Source organism: Pseudomonas sp. F220, from assembly GCF_057813935.1.
On record NZ_JBVASJ010000001.1, the window covers coordinates 24,587 to 37,663 of the forward strand.

Below are 13,077 nucleotides of genomic sequence, written 5' to 3' on the forward strand. Positions count from 1 at the left end.
ATCGACGTTAGGCTAAGTCATCAATTCTTACAATCCTATCGGTGCCTGATATGCATGCCTTCAAACACCTCAAACGCGTGGTCACCGACTGGTTCTTGTGCGGCATGCTGGTGGCGACCTTGCTGTCTTATCTGTTCCCACGCTTTGGCGCTTCGGGCGGAGCGATGCATGCCGAATGGGTGATCAACATTGGTGTGTTTCTGGTGTTCTTCCTGCATGGGGTCAACCTTTCCAGCGAACAGATCAGACATGGCCTGAAGAACTGGCGCCTGCACGTCATGGTGCAGAGCTTCACCTTTATGGTGTTTCCGCTGATCTGGCTGTTGAGCGACAAACTGCTGGGCTCTCATGTCCCATCGCTGTTGATGCTCGGTTTCCTCTACCTGTGCGCCCTGCCCTCGACCATCTCTTCCTCTGTGGCCCTGACCGGCAGCGCTGGCGGCAACGTGCCGGCGGCGATTCTCAATGCCAGCCTGTCTAGCGTGTTGGGGATTTTCATCACGCCGTTGCTGGTGAGTTTGGTGATGGGCAGCGGCGCGGGCGGGATCGACCTGGGCTCAACCCTGTTGGACCTCTGCGCAATGTTGCTGCTGCCGCTGGTGCTCGGCCAGTTGCTGCGGCCGTTGTTCGGCAGGTTTTTCGCTCGGCACAAGCGCTACACCAACATCGTCGACAAGCTGGTGATTCTGCTGCTGGTCTACGCCGCGTTCTGCAACTCGATGGTTTCTGGGATGTGGCAGCAGCAGGGCAACTCGGTGATTCTCAGTGCCCTGATTGGCAGCGCAGTCCTGCTGGCAATCATTCTCTGGATGACCACCCGCACCGCCCGCGCCTTGAAGTTCAGCCCGGCCGACGAGATCGCCGCGGTGTTCTGCTCCAGCAAAAAATCGCTGGCCGCCGGTGCACCGATGGCCGCGTTGATCTTCGGCGCCCACCCGGGTCTGGGCCTGATCTTGCTACCGATCATGATCTATCACCCCTTGCAGTTGATCGTCTGCTCGGTGATGGCCGAAAGTTACGCCAACCGCAATCGGTTGATCGCCGAGCAGCAACGCGGCGCTGCGATCAACGCTCAATAATCGCCGTCACACCCTGCCCGCCGGCGGCGCAGATAGAGATCAAACCTCGACCCTGCCCCGCGGCGTCCAGCAGCTTGGCCAGGTTGGCGACAATCCGCCCGCCGGTGGCAGCAAACGGATGCCCGGCAGCCAATGAGCTGCCTTTGACGTTGAGCCGACTGCGGTCAATGGCGCCCAGCGGCGCGTCCAGGCCGAGGCGGGTTTTGCAATATTGCGGATCTTCCCAGGCCTTGAGCGTACACAGCACTTGCGCGGCAAAGGCTTCGTGAATTTCGTAGTAATCGAAGTCCTGCAACGTCAGACCGTTACGCGCCAGCAAGCGCGGTACCGCATACACCGGCGCCATCAACAAGCCTTCAGCGCCTTTGACGAAATCCACCGCCGCCGCTTCGCCATCGCGCAGATAAGCGAGGATCGGCAAGCCGCGCTCCTTCGCCCACGCCTCACTGCCCAGCAACACCAGCGACGCGCCATCGGTCAGCGGCGTCGAATTGCCCGCGGTCAACGTGCCTTTTTCACTGCGTTCAAACGCCGGTTTCAGCGACGCGAGCTTTTCCAGGGTCAGGTCGGGGCGCAGATTATTGTCGCGGGTCAGGCCGAGGAACGGCGTCATCAAATCGTTCTGCCAACCCTCGGCATAGGCTGCAGCCATTTTCTGATGGCTTTCCAGCGCCAGCTGATCCTGCTCGACGCGAGGGATGCTCCAGGTTTGCGCCATCAACTCGCAATGCTCGCCCATGGACAAACCGGTGCGTGGTTCGCCGTTGCGCGGCAGTTCGGGTTTGAGGTGATGGGGCCGCAGTTGCAGCAGGGCTTTGAGTTTTTCGACAGTGGTCTTGCTGCGATTGACCTGCAACAGAATTTTGCGCAGCCCTTCATTCACGCCAATCGGCGCATCGGACGTGGTATCGACGCCGCCAGCGATGCCGCACTCGATCTGCCCCAGGGCAATTTTGTTCGCCACCAGCAGCGCCGCTTCAAGGCCAGTACCGCAGGCTTGTTGAATGTCGTAGGCCGGGGTGGTCGGTGACAGTCGCGAGCCAAGCACGCATTCGCGGGTCAGGTTGAAATCGCGCGAATGCTTGAGCACCGCGCCAGCAACCACTTCCCCCATGCGCAGGCCGTGCAGGTTATAGCGTTCGATCAGCCCTTCGAGTGCTGCCGTCAGCATCGCCTGGTTGCTCGCAGTGGCGTAAGGACCGTTGGAGCGGGCAAAGGGGATACGGTTCCCGCCGATAATTGCGACGCGGCGCAGCTGAGTCATGAAAAGCTCCCTATTCTGTGAGTGGTACACCCCCACAAGCGTAGGCCGTATCTCGCTGATCGAACGACTGATGATCATCCGTGGTCCACACTTTGAACCCCTGCTGCAGGAGAGCGTTCCATGTCAGACCGCTATATCGACTTCGCCAACTCGACCATCGGCCATCGCCTGGTCGCAGCCCTTGGCCTGCCGTCACCGGTACGTCTGGAGCGCTGGCAGGCCGGACGCCTGCGGCCCATCGAAGGCGCGCTGCTGATGGGTGGCGGGCCGCTGGCGCAGAGTATCAGCGTGTTTGGCAACAAGCTGACCGATGCGGTTTACAGCTACGGTACCGAGCCGCTGGTGGCGCCCGCCTGGATTCCCGGCCACGGGCCCAAACTCAAGGCCGTGGTGTTCGATGCGAGCGCCATTGTCCAGACCGATCAACTCAAGCAACTGCGCGAATTCTTCCAGCCACTGTTGAGAAACCTGGATCAAAGCCCTCACGTGGTGATTCTCGGACGCGCACCGGAAAGCTTGAGCGACCCGTTCGCCGCCAGTGCCCAGCGGGCGCTCGAAGGTTTCAGTCGATCGCTGGCCAAAGAACTCCGTGACGGCGGCACCTTGCAGTTGTTGTATGTGGGCGAAGGCGCCGAAGAGCAGCTCGAAGGCGCGCTGCGGTTTTTCCTTTCGCCGAAAAGTGCCTATGTGTCCGGGCAAGTGCTGCGTCTGAGTGCCTGCGACACCCAAGTGCAGGACTGGAGCCGCCCACTGGCCGGGCGTAAAGCCTTGGTCACCGGCGCAGCACGCGGCATCGGTGCATCAATCGCGGAGACCCTGGCCCGTGATGGCGCCGACGTCATTCTGCTCGACGTACCGCCAGCCAAAGCCGATCTCGACGCCCTCGCCGCACGCTTGGGCGGGCGCAGTATCGCGCTGGATATCTGCGCAGAGGATGCCGCGGCGCAACTGATCGAACAGCTGCCGGACGGCATCGATATCGTGGTGCACAACGCCGGGATTACCCGCGACAAGACCCTGGCCAATATGACCCCGGAATTCTGGGATGCAGTGCTCGCGGTCAATCTCAACGCGCCGCAAGTGCTGACCAAGGCGTTGCTGGAGAGCAGCACTCTGCGCGATAACGGTCGAGTCATTCTGTTGGCCTCCATCAGCGGCATCGCCGGCAACCGCGGGCAAACCAACTACGCCGCGAGCAAGGCCGGGCTGATCGGCCTCGCCCAGGCCTGGGCGCCGCTGCTGCATGAACGCGGTATCAGCATCAACGCGGTGGCGCCGGGTTTTATCGAAACCCAGATGACTGCACATATTCCGTTCGTGCTGCGCGAAGCCGGGCGGCGCATGAGTTCTCTAGGTCAGGGTGGCCTGCCCCAGGACGTCGCCGAAGCGGTGGCCTGGCTCAGCCAGCCGGGCAGCGGCGCGGTCACCGGGCAAGCATTGCGCGTCTGCGGACAAAGCGTATTAGGAGCATAACCATGGCGGTGAACTGGCATGCACTGAACCGAGCCCCACACCTGGCCGAGCTGTATGTTCGGGCAGCCACGCGGCGCAAAATCACCGGCACCACGCTGCCTGAAGACGGGCTGCGTTGCTGGGTCGATGTCGACCCGAAACGGTTGGTGTCTTATCGAAAGGTCTGCGGCTTTACCGAAAACGGCTTGCTGCCGCCGACCTATCCCCATGTGCTGGAGTTCGCCGTGCAGATGCAATTGCTCACCGCCAAGGACTTTCCTTTCCCGCTGCTGGGGTTGATTCATTTGGCCAACCGCATCCGCGTAATACGGCCCATGGGTGGCGTCGGCAGCGTGCGGGTCAGTGTCCAGGTGCAAAACCTGCAACCTCACGCCAAAGGTGCGGTATTCGATCTGATCACCACCCTCGAAGATCCGCTCGGCCCGCTGTGGCAAGCCGAAAGCCGCATGCTGTGCAGAGGCGTCGAATTACCGGGTGAACCCATCATCGAACAGGACAGCCCGACAGTTGCCTTGAGCGAACTGACGCACTGGTGGGCTCCCACCAACATCGGCCGTCAGTACGCCAAGGTCTCCGGCGACTACAACCCGATTCACCTGAGTGCTGTCAGCGCAAAAATGTTCGGTTTCCCCAAGGCCATCGCCCATGGTTTGTGGAACAAGGCGCGCACCTTGGCAGCACTCAGCGAGCACCTGCCGGCGGCCAACGTAGAAGTCGCTGTGGAGTTCAAGAAACCGGTGCGCTTGCCCAGTGAGGTCACATTACTGACCAGTGCACCGGGCTCCAGTGGGGATTTTCGATTGATGGGTGCCGGGGATCTGGAGCACATGACGGGCAGTTGGCGACCGATTGCCTGAGGCCGCGACTCAACCACGCCGAATCATGAACACCCCGGCCAGGATCAACACCAGCCCGGCCACCTTGCCGGCGCTGATCGGCGTCTCGCGAAAACCGGCCCAGCCGAAATGGTCCAGTGCCAGGGCCATGCCCAACTGACCGGCCAGCACCAGCGCCATGAACAACATGGCGCCGATTCGCGGCCCGGCAAACGCGGCGGTGGTGATGAAGAACGCGCCGAGCAGACCGCCACTCCAGTGCCACCAGGTCAGGCTTTTCAGCGCGTTCAACGTTGGTACTTCACGTTGAACCATGACCAGAATCAGCAGCGCCATGGTCCCGACAAAAAACGAAACCAAAGCCGCAGCCAGAACACTGGACACCTGCTTGGCCAGTTGACCATTGATCCCCGCCTGCAACGGCAGAAAAGCACCGGCAATAAAGGGCAGGCAAAGCAGCCACCAGACAGGGGCAGGCATAGCGTTCTCCAGCTAAAAATAGGGGGACGCAGTATACGGCAATGCCTCTTATTAAATGATCGGCACGCGTACGCCCACAACATTACAGGTGTACGCAAGTCCATTGTAGGAGCTGACGCAGCCTGCGATCTTTTAAGAGTTGTCGTGTTATCACCGGGAGAATGCAGCCTAAGGATTAACCGAATACACCTGCGGCTGCGGAAACAGGTTGTTCAGGGTTTCCAGTAAACGCACGTGATAGATGGGCTTGCGAAACAGGTCCAGTACCTGCAAGCGCAGCATGTCGCTGACATCGTCCATATCGGCATGACCGGAAGTCACGATCACCGGCAGGTGTTGGCGGGAGGTGTGTTCACGCAGACGCTTGATCAGCGACATGCCGCTTTCTTCCGGCATGCGCAGATCGGTGATGACCAGCGCGATATCCGGGTTACGGGTCAGGTGATGCAGGGCAAGTTTGACCGAGGTTGCGGTGAAGCAACAAAAGCCCTCGCCCTCCAGCAGTTCCACCAGCTCCAGAAGCGCGTCCTCTTCGTCGTCCACCAAGAGAAGCTGTTGCCGTGGGGATGAAGAGGGATTCATGGGCAATACCTGTGACTGAGGAAGCAAACACGTTGGTGCAAGATAAACGGATTACGGAACAGGTCTCCTCTATGCCATCAGAGCATTGTCAACAAACCCCTCTCCAACAACTGTAAGAACTGATTAATCACAAAGTATTAGTACAAAGGTTCTCGCCTGATACAGACCGCTGTGGCAAAAAATCCAGACGTCTTCAAGGTTATTTATTATGAATGATGGCGTTTTGTCGTGGCTGGGCTACTTTCAAATAGCGAAACAGTTGCATGTTCATAGCTACCTGATTGCGAAACTGACTCGGTTGAAAATACGGGCAAGTGATGCAGCAGGAGGGGGAGAGCCATCATGAACAGTCGCTTCACCCAGGGCCTGGCCGGACTACTTTTAGTGGGGGCCATTTTTGTCGGCTATTGGGGGCTGGTACTCAGCCACTCACCGGCGCTCGTCGCTGAAACGGTGATCCCGCCCACTGCCCCCATCGCGGTAGACATACCGATGCTCGCAACTCAAGTCGCAACGTTGCGCCTGGCCGTACACAGCAGCGAAGAATGGCGTCTAGCCCGCTATTGGGCTGGAGAGAGCGATTTGCCAGCCACCATCTACACTGCCAACAGTCACCTGTTCCAATTCACCCAACTGGCCCTTGGTGCTGCGTCCAATGGGCTGGCTAGAAACGATCCCGTTGCTACGCTGCACCCACTATCGAGATCACTCGTGGCAACCAGACAGTCCGACAAACCCCTTGATTAAGCAAGGATGCACACACATGCGCAAACATTCCGTGCCAGAGTTCAAACGTCTGATCTGCGCCATGATAGTGGCCGGATTACCTGTCGATATTGCGCTAGCCGCCTCCAGCAATTGCGACGCATTAAGCCAAATGCCAGCAACGATTGAAGTCGGCGAAGGCCTCCAGCAAGAGGTGCATTCGCCTGTGGCGATCACTCGCCTGGCGGTGGGCGATCCGAAAACCGCCGATGTGCACCTCAATGGCAGCAACGCTTTTCTGTTGACGGGTATGGCCCCGGGCGCAACCAGTCTGATGGTCTGGACCGCCTGCGCTGGTGCTCCTCGTCAGAGCATGGTGTTCGTTCAGGGCAAAGCCAGCACCGCCCTGACCAGCACCTCGTTATCACCGTCTGAAGACCCGTCGCTGCCCAGTCAGGTGCAAACCGATATCCGCTTTGTCGAAGTCAGCCGCACCAAGCTCAAGGAAGCCTCGACTTCGATTTTCGGGACCGCCGGCAACTTCCTGTTCGGCGCACCGAGAACCCTGCCGACGATCAACGGAGTGGTCACCCCCAGTGCACCGGTGAATAACGGCCAGTTCAACTTCTCCTGGGTCGGCAGAAAAGCCCTGGTGATGATCAACGCACTGGAGGGCAGCGGCTTTGCCTACACCCTGGCGCGTCCAAGCCTGGTGGCCCTCAGCGGCCAAAGCGCGAGCTTCCTCGCTGGCGGCGAGATTCCAATTCCAGTGCCCAGCTCCGGCAGCGATAACGTGTCCATCGAATACAAGGAATTCGGCATCCGCCTGACCCTGACCCCGACCGTTATCGGCCGCAACCGCATCACCCTGAAGGTAGCACCGGAAGTCAGCGAACTCGACTTCACCAACGCTGTGGTTATCGCTGGCACCACGGTGCCGGCACTGACGGTGCGGCGCACCGACACCAGTGTTTCTCTGGCCGATGGCGAAAGCTTCGTGATCAGCGGCTTGGTCAGCACCCGCAACAATTCCCAGGTCAACAAGTTTCCCGGTCTGGGCGATATCCCGATCCTCGGGGCTTTTTTCCGCGACTCGACAATCAACCGCGAAGAGCGCGAATTGCTGATGATCGTCACCCCGCACCTGGTCCAGCCACTGGCGGCCGATGCGAAACTGCCGTCGCTGCCTGGCGAAAAACTGCGTAATTACGACCCGAACTTCTACCGCATGTACTTCCTGGAAAACGGCGACTTCGACGCAAAAAGTGGACTGTCGCAATGAGTCAAAGCCTGAGTCAGACCCTCCTTGCGATCACTCGCAACAGTACTGACTTCGAGTGGTTGCAAGGCGTACTGGCGCCACTGGGGCAAGTGGTCAACGCCGGTATCGGCAGTCTCGATGAATGGGTCGAGGTCGTACTGGCCGGCCCAGGCTTCTCCGCCACCGCCCGTGCATTGGCTTCCTAGAGGGAACGTTATGAAAGCAATGATTGCTGTACTAAGCTTGCTGATGCTAGGCGGTTGCGCCACCAACGGCCAAGGCTCCTGGTCCTCCCCTCCCGGTCCCTGTGCCAAATTGACCTCCGAACAGGATCTGTCGCTGAGTCTGGCCGACGACATGGTCAATGACGGCAAGCTGCACGCCGGCCTGGCCAACCTGCAAGGCCTGCCCGACAACCTCAACCAGGTGCGTTTTCGCAAGGCCAGAATTTACCGCTTGCTGGGCCGTAGCGAAGCCGAACCGTTGTACCGCGACCTGCTCGGCACCTGCATGGCAGCCGAAGCGGAACACGGCCTGGGCCAATTGGCCGCGGCCAAAGGTGACAACGACCAGGCCTTGTTACATCTACAGCGTGCCGCGCACTTCTCGCCCACCGACGAGAAAATCCGCAACGACCTGGGCGTGGTTTACCTCAACCAGCTGCAGATCAACGAAGCACGCTTTGAATTCCTCACTGCCATGGAACTCAAGCAGACTGACCAGTTGGCCGCGGTGAATCTGGTGAGCTTGCTAATCTATCAAGACAACTGGGGACAAGCCTCAGAGGTGGTCACCCGCGCCGGCCTGAGCCCTGAACAATTCTCCAGTGCCCGGGCACGCGCCGAGCAGCTCAAAACCCGGGTCAAAGCCAAACCGGCAGTACGCGATCAAGTCGCGGCGGTCAGCGATCCACAACAACCGAGTATCAAGTAAGCACAAAGAGAGAGGCCGTGATGAAACTGAATATCCTCTGCTATGTGGGCCTGCTGAGCCTGCCATTGACCGCCGTGGCCATCGACTCCGGGCCTAACTCGCAGTATCAACAAGAAACCGAAAACTGGCTGCTGCTGCAAAATCACGACGCAGTGGCGTCGCGAACGCCGCAAACCGCAACGCCCGCCGAACGCAATCTGAGCATGCAGCGCTGGCTGGACAGCTTTAAGCATCCAATTCCTGCCTTGTATGAGCAGAAGGCGGGGGGGGAGATGAGTACCAACAAGTAGTGGAGCTGAGGGGTGATGCAGCCTCGCTGAATGGTGGCGGTCTTCGTGGACAAGCCCCAAGCCGGAGTCAGTTAAGCTTTACGCGGTCCGTAGCAGCTACCAAAGGCTGCGTCCGGCCCTGTGGCGAGGGAGCTTGCTCTCGCTGGGTCGCGGAGCGGCCCTAAAACCAGCAGTCGCGGCTTTTCAGATAGATCACGTCAGCCGGATTTACGACTGCCTCGTCCGAGCGAGGACCGGCCAGCGGGAGCAAGCTCCCTCACTACAATGAGTGACCAAACTCTAATGCGTCGTCACCCGCTGACGCATCCCCGGATGACCCGGCGACAACGCCAACGCCAATTGCGTGCGGTTGTTCATGTGGGTCAGGCGCAGCACTTGGGACACATAGAGCTTCACAGTGTTTTCGGTGATGCCCAGTTCGCAGCCAATCTGGTAGTTGGTCTGACCCTTGCCCACCAGACGGGCGACATCCAATTGCCGGGGTGATAGCTGATTGAAGATGGCCGGTGTTTGCGCTTCACGGCTCCCCTCGCCCGTTAAGTTCGACAAATGAATTCCCTGCTTTGGCCGAACCTTGTCCAGGTCCCGGTAAAGGTCGTCGATGGACTCAGAGAGGCACTGTAGCTTCTGGTTCAGATGGCTCAATTGAAGGGTTTTATAGCGCTCCTCCAAGACTGCTTCCTGGCGTTGCAGGCCTTCGAGCAATTCATCCAGATCGACAGGCCTCTGGTAGTAGTCGGCGAAGCCGGCACGCAGTGCCTTGATCACATCCTGCTTGTGGGCATTCCCGGTCAGCATGATTGCTTCAAACACCCGCAGCTTGCCGGCAATGCGCTGCAGCTCCTGAACCAACTGGATGCCATCCAGCTCGGGCATGTGCAAATCGCACAGCACCAGACCGATTTCAGCGTCTTCATTGAAACGCTCGATGGCGTGTTGGCTGGACTCACAAGGGACGGTGCGGTAACCGTTTCTTTCGAGAAACACGCAAAGTTCTTCCACATTCAGCGGCTGATCGTCGACCACGAGTACTTTTATCCGGGACGTAAGCTTGTTCACGCGAGACTCCATGCCTGGCAGGCCAAAGCCTGGCCTTTCCTGTACCGACAGCCACTGGCTGTATAGCTTCCGAATGGAAAGTAGACCTGATTTTCGACTCTGTACATGCGCTGATAGCGCTAGGGAATCCAGGCAACCGCCAGGAGCATGCCGACAAAAATGAACGGCGCAAAGGGTTGTTGTGCCGACTCTTTCGGACCGAAGTATTGCAAATGGGCTTTCAGCTTTTTATTCATAAGCGGCCAGAGTCTAGGAGCAATCAGCAGCCAGACCACGCTGGCAATGCCCGCGCCAATGAAGGTTTCTAACAGATGCCGGTTGTCGGTCGCGAGCCCCAGTGCCGCCATCAACTTCACATCGTCCGCCCCCAAACGCCCAAACGCATAGCCCGGCAAAGTGAAGGCCAGCGCAAGGAAGAACGCCCAGACACCCTGCTCCGCACTTGCGCCTAGCCAGGTTGTACCGTTCCACAGTAGATACACCAGGGACACGACCGTCGCACCAAGGGTCAAGCCATCGGCAATTTGGCGTTGATGAATATCCTGCACTGCGCAGACAGCCAACCAGATAAATAGAAGAAAGCTCTGCATCAGGTAAAAAGCGTCCCTTTTGGCTGAAAGATTCTATGCGGACATGGCGTAGTACTTGTCAGGGTAGACGACTGGCGGAGTATCGGTGGGAGGTAAAAAAAGATCGTCCGAACGCGGCCGCAAATTCGGGCCGCATTCGGGCGATCTTTGTCGGGATTTCGATTACCGCGGTGGATAGTTCTCCAGGATCCTGCCCACTGTCGCGCGCACTGCGGCGCTGCGGTCTGTCGGGTTCGGTGTGCTGCTGAGCATTTGTTCGTCACTACCTCTCCAGACCAGCTTGCCGTCCTTGCCATCGAGCAGGTCGATCTGAATAGTCGCAACCTTGTAGGTGACGTTACGGGTTTCGTTGTACATCGGCCCGCCCCAATAGCCGTTCCATGGGCCACCCCAGGCACTGCCACCATAGTTGGTGGTCACTTGTTGCTGACGGTTTTCGACAATCAGGTACGTCTGCACCTTAAGGTCAGCCTTGGTGCCGGCGGCAGCCGGACGCAGACCGCGTTGATCCAGCTGTTCGCTGACCGCCTGGCGGATGCGCTGCTCAGTCAGGTCACTTTTGATCCGAGGATCATCGGGGCGGTATTGCAGGGCGGGTTCTTTCCAGCTCCAGCTACGGTAGGCGGCGAAGTCGCGGCTGGCGTCGAAATCGTGGTTGACCTGATTGGAAGCACAAGCGCTGAGCAGCGCAGCCAAAGCCAGTAAAGCGAGACGGCGGAACATGATCTTTCTCCTGTCGAAGACATGAGTCTGACGGGTTGTTGCTAACTAGGAGGATACGCCGACAGAGCCTTTTCCACAGCTTCGCGTAATGCATCGACATGCTCGCTCAGACTGCCCTGGCTACCGGTTTCGGCGCTGGCACTCCACACCGGTTGGCCGCTGTTGCCGTCGAACATATCGACCCGCACGACCACTACTTGCACCTCGTACGTGCGCACGATCGGCACCGTGTTGTACATCCCGTAGCCACTGCCATAACGGTTGTAACCGCCATAGCCGCCGTACCCGGAGTCGTCCTGCACCTGACGCAGACGTTTCTCCAGATGCAGATCGGCGCTGATCCACAGGTCTGCCGGGCGGCTGTCATGCAATGGGCGCAAGCCACGTTGGTCGAGAGCATTGCTGACCGCTTCGGCAATCTGCGCAGAGTCGGCCCAGGCCGAGCCTGTGGGCAAACGGCCATTGAGCCAGGCCCAATTGCGGTAGCGACCGTAGTCCCGTTGCGGCGCCGGATAGGCGCTGCGGTCGAAGGTGTTGGCAGCTTGCGGCGGTGCTGGCGGAATCGGGTTAGAGCTGGCGACATAAGGATTGCTGCCCTGGCAAGCGCCCAGGCCCAGGCATAACACGACTAATCCGAGACGGCGTTTCATTTTGCTCTCCACTGACTGGGCCGCTTAAACCGGACGACAGATCCAGTGCAAATAACGCCCAAGCCCGGCAAAGCTTGGGTGACGACGATGGGCCAGTTCCATTTCCAGCAAATCCAGCAACTCGGCGCGGGCCTGGAACTCCACCGGCATGTAATCGTGAAAAACCCGCACCCCGCTCTGGGTTTCGACCTGCCAAAGGCCTTCAAGTTGCGCTGCCAGCTCACGTGGATCAAGCGGCTGCTGAGGCGTCAGGCTCTGCTTCTCACCGGCCATGTCGTTCTTACGCATCTTGCGGAAGTGGCCCTTGAGCAGGTTGCGATAAATCAGCGCATCGCGGTTGTAGAACGCCAGCGATAGCCAACCTTCCTTGGTCGTAAGCTGATGCAGCACCGGCAGGATTGCGTGGGGTTCTGCCAACCATTCCAATACCGCATGGCAAAGCACCAGGTCGTAAGGTTCGGTGAGCTGACCGAGCAGGTCCTGCCATGGCGCCTGAATGAACGTCGCGGTTTGACCGGCCTCGGCGAAACGCTGGCGCGCGCCTTCGAGCATCGGTTCGGCAGGTTCGGCCAGCGTCACCACGTGCCCACGCTCGGCCAGCCACAGCGACATGTGGCCAAGACCGGCACCAATATCCAGCACCCGCAATGGGCGGTCCGGCAGGGTTTCGGCCAGATCGGCCTGGAGCACCGCGAGGCGAATCGCGCCTTTGGCCCCCCCGTAGATTTTCTCGGCGAAACGGGTCGCCAATTGATCGAAATGACGGTCATTCATTAGCTGAACCTCCGTTCGCTGTCTGCCAGCTTACTGCGCACGACCTGTTCCATGTCCAACCCCAGTTCGCTGCACAACAGCAATAGATAAAGCACGATGTCGCCCACTTCCTGACCGGCATGGGCGAGTTTCTCCGACGGCAACTGCCGCGACTGATCCTCGCTGAGCCACTGGAATATCTCTACCAGCTCAGCCATTTCCACACTGGCGGCCATGGCCAGGTTTTTCGGGCTGTGGAATTGGCGCCAGTCGTTACGGTCGCGGATGGCGTGTAGGCGTTCGGTCAGTTCGTCAAGGTTCATCGGGCTCTCCTGAAGGCGTATAGCTTCGGGCGGATGGCGAGTGAAGGCAAGCGCCGAACATGACTGTCGCTTCGCG

The 13,077-nt window shown here is 59.3% G+C and carries 16 protein-coding genes and 1 pseudogene; 8 read left to right on the plus strand and 9 right to left on the minus strand.

The genetic code is table 11. The features are described 5' to 3' along the window. The first annotated feature begins 50 nt into the window (after window positions 1-50). A complete protein-coding gene (locus tag ACZYSM_RS00125; RefSeq protein WP_489067654.1) occupies window positions 51-1,079 on the plus strand; it encodes a bile acid:sodium symporter family protein in 1,029 nt (342 codons plus the stop codon). Here the strand turns inward: ACZYSM_RS00125 and ACZYSM_RS00130 are convergent. After that, complete coding sequence (locus ACZYSM_RS00130; RefSeq protein WP_489067656.1) at window positions 1,066-2,343, minus strand: acetyl-CoA C-acetyltransferase; 1,278 nt, start codon at window positions 2,341-2,343, stop codon at window positions 1,066-1,068. The two genes, ACZYSM_RS00125 and ACZYSM_RS00130, sit on opposite strands and share 14 nt — an antisense overlap. A 120-nt stretch (window positions 2,344-2,463) precedes the next feature. On the opposite strand from ACZYSM_RS00130, the gene ACZYSM_RS00135 reads away from it, so the two are divergent. Both ACZYSM_RS00135 and ACZYSM_RS00140 read left to right on the plus strand, forming a co-directional pair. Next, on the plus strand, window positions 2,464-3,816 hold the full coding sequence (locus tag ACZYSM_RS00135) for a 3-oxoacyl-ACP reductase (RefSeq protein WP_489067658.1): 1,353 nt from the start codon (window positions 2,464-2,466) through the stop codon (window positions 3,814-3,816). A 2-nt stretch (window positions 3,817-3,818) separates the two neighbouring features. Then, on the plus strand, window positions 3,819-4,673 hold the full coding sequence (locus tag ACZYSM_RS00140) for a MaoC family dehydratase (protein ID WP_489067660.1): 855 nt from the start codon (window positions 3,819-3,821) through the stop codon (window positions 4,671-4,673). A gap of 9 nt (window positions 4,674-4,682) precedes the next feature. Here ACZYSM_RS00140 and ACZYSM_RS00145 read toward each other — a convergent pair whose 3' ends face one another. Together ACZYSM_RS00145 and ACZYSM_RS00150 are read right to left on the minus strand one after the other, a co-directional pair. Then, window positions 4,683-5,132: a DMT family transporter gene (locus ACZYSM_RS00145; protein WP_489067662.1), complete on the minus strand. Its 450-nt coding sequence runs from the start codon at window positions 5,130-5,132 to the stop codon at window positions 4,683-4,685. A gap of 168 nt (window positions 5,133-5,300) precedes the next feature. Then, window positions 5,301-5,714: a response regulator gene (locus ACZYSM_RS00150; protein ID WP_489067664.1), complete on the minus strand. Its 414-nt coding sequence runs from the start codon at window positions 5,712-5,714 to the stop codon at window positions 5,301-5,303. Between the two features lie 342 nt (window positions 5,715-6,056). On the opposite strand from ACZYSM_RS00150, the gene ACZYSM_RS00155 reads away from it, so the two are divergent. The 5 genes and pseudogenes from ACZYSM_RS00155 to ACZYSM_RS00175 all read left to right on the plus strand — a co-directional run bounded on the left by ACZYSM_RS00155 (window position 6,057) and on the right by ACZYSM_RS00175 (window position 8,903). Beyond that, window positions 6,057-6,461, plus strand: a complete 405-nt coding sequence (locus ACZYSM_RS00155; protein ID WP_489067666.1) for a hypothetical protein — start codon at window positions 6,057-6,059, stop codon at window positions 6,459-6,461. 16 nt (window positions 6,462-6,477) lie between these two features. Next, window positions 6,478-7,701 carry a type II and III secretion system protein family protein gene (locus tag ACZYSM_RS00160; protein ID WP_489067668.1) on the plus strand — a complete coding sequence of 408 codons (1,224 nt, stop codon included), beginning with the start codon at window positions 6,478-6,480 and terminating at the stop codon, window positions 7,699-7,701. Beyond that, window positions 7,698-7,838, plus strand: a pseudogene (locus ACZYSM_RS00165) (pilus assembly protein); the annotation flags it as partial. The gene ACZYSM_RS00160 and the pseudogene ACZYSM_RS00165, both read left to right, overlap by 4 nt. Before the next feature lie 58 nt (window positions 7,839-7,896). Beyond that, entirely contained in the window at window positions 7,897-8,613 is a 717-nt protein-coding gene (locus ACZYSM_RS00170) for a tetratricopeptide repeat protein (protein WP_489067670.1), read from the plus strand. 20 nt (window positions 8,614-8,633) lie between these two features. Continuing rightward, window positions 8,634-8,903, plus strand: a complete 270-nt coding sequence (locus ACZYSM_RS00175; RefSeq protein ID WP_489067672.1) for a DUF3613 domain-containing protein — start codon at window positions 8,634-8,636, stop codon at window positions 8,901-8,903. 279 nt (window positions 8,904-9,182) lie between these two features. On the opposite strand, the gene ACZYSM_RS00180 is transcribed toward ACZYSM_RS00175, so the two are convergent. The 6 genes from ACZYSM_RS00180 to ACZYSM_RS00205 all read right to left on the minus strand — a co-directional run bounded on the left by ACZYSM_RS00180 (window position 9,183) and on the right by ACZYSM_RS00205 (window position 13,001). Continuing rightward, complete coding sequence (locus ACZYSM_RS00180; RefSeq protein ID WP_489067674.1) at window positions 9,183-9,962, minus strand: response regulator; 780 nt, start codon at window positions 9,960-9,962, stop codon at window positions 9,183-9,185. Window positions 9,963-10,081: 119 nt separating this feature from the next. After that, complete coding sequence (locus ACZYSM_RS00185) at window positions 10,082-10,552, minus strand: prepilin peptidase (RefSeq protein WP_489067676.1); 471 nt, start codon at window positions 10,550-10,552, stop codon at window positions 10,082-10,084. A gap of 162 nt (window positions 10,553-10,714) precedes the next feature. Next, window positions 10,715-11,275: a DUF4136 domain-containing protein gene (locus ACZYSM_RS00190; protein ID WP_489067678.1), complete on the minus strand. Its 561-nt coding sequence runs from the start codon at window positions 11,273-11,275 to the stop codon at window positions 10,715-10,717. Window positions 11,276-11,316: 41 nt separating this feature from the next. Beyond that, on the minus strand, window positions 11,317-11,925 hold the full coding sequence (locus ACZYSM_RS00195) for a DUF4136 domain-containing protein (RefSeq protein WP_489067680.1): 609 nt from the start codon (window positions 11,923-11,925) through the stop codon (window positions 11,317-11,319). Between the two features lie 24 nt (window positions 11,926-11,949). Further along, the gene (locus ACZYSM_RS00200) at window positions 11,950-12,699 is read right to left on the minus strand and encodes a methyltransferase domain-containing protein (RefSeq protein WP_489067682.1); all 750 of its coding nucleotides are present in this window, start codon (window positions 12,697-12,699) and stop codon (window positions 11,950-11,952) included. After that, window positions 12,699-13,001, minus strand: coding sequence for a MazG-like family protein (locus ACZYSM_RS00205; RefSeq protein WP_489067684.1), 303 nt, complete (start codon window positions 12,999-13,001; stop codon window positions 12,699-12,701). Before ACZYSM_RS00205 ends, ACZYSM_RS00200 begins: the two co-directional genes overlap by 1 nt. Window positions 13,002-13,077 lie beyond the last annotated feature (76 nt).

Bases quoted from the DNA above. Each gene is read 5' to 3' on its own strand.
- ACZYSM_RS00185 (WP_489067676.1), bottom strand. From the start codon at position 10,552: ATGCAGAGCTTTCTTCTATTTATCTGGTTGGCTGTCTGCGCAGTGCAG.
- ACZYSM_RS00155 (WP_489067666.1), top strand. From the start codon at position 6,057: ATGAACAGTCGCTTCACCCAGGGCCTGGCCGGACTACTTTTAGTGGGG.
- ACZYSM_RS00200 (WP_489067682.1), bottom strand. From the start codon at position 12,699: ATGAATGACCGTCATTTCGATCAATTGGCGACCCGTTTCGCCGAGAAA.
- ACZYSM_RS00150 (WP_489067664.1), bottom strand. From the start codon at position 5,714: ATGAATCCCTCTTCATCCCCACGGCAACAGCTTCTCTTGGTGGACGAC.
- ACZYSM_RS00175 (WP_489067672.1), top strand. From the start codon at position 8,634: ATGAAACTGAATATCCTCTGCTATGTGGGCCTGCTGAGCCTGCCATTG.
- ACZYSM_RS00125 (WP_489067654.1), top strand. From the start codon at position 51: ATGCATGCCTTCAAACACCTCAAACGCGTGGTCACCGACTGGTTCTTG.
- ACZYSM_RS00130 (WP_489067656.1), bottom strand. From the start codon at position 2,343: ATGACTCAGCTGCGCCGCGTCGCAATTATCGGCGGGAACCGTATCCCC.
- ACZYSM_RS00195 (WP_489067680.1), bottom strand. From the start codon at position 11,925: ATGAAACGCCGTCTCGGATTAGTCGTGTTATGCCTGGGCCTGGGCGCT.
- ACZYSM_RS00135 (WP_489067658.1), top strand. From the start codon at position 2,464: ATGTCAGACCGCTATATCGACTTCGCCAACTCGACCATCGGCCATCGC.
- ACZYSM_RS00170 (WP_489067670.1), top strand. From the start codon at position 7,897: ATGAAAGCAATGATTGCTGTACTAAGCTTGCTGATGCTAGGCGGTTGC.
- ACZYSM_RS00145 (WP_489067662.1), bottom strand. From the start codon at position 5,132: ATGCCTGCCCCTGTCTGGTGGCTGCTTTGCCTGCCCTTTATTGCCGGT.
- ACZYSM_RS00140 (WP_489067660.1), top strand. From the start codon at position 3,819: ATGGCGGTGAACTGGCATGCACTGAACCGAGCCCCACACCTGGCCGAG.
- ACZYSM_RS00205 (WP_489067684.1), bottom strand. From the start codon at position 13,001: ATGAACCTTGACGAACTGACCGAACGCCTACACGCCATCCGCGACCGT.
- ACZYSM_RS00160 (WP_489067668.1), top strand. From the start codon at position 6,478: ATGCGCAAACATTCCGTGCCAGAGTTCAAACGTCTGATCTGCGCCATG.
- ACZYSM_RS00190 (WP_489067678.1), bottom strand. From the start codon at position 11,275: ATGTTCCGCCGTCTCGCTTTACTGGCTTTGGCTGCGCTGCTCAGCGCT.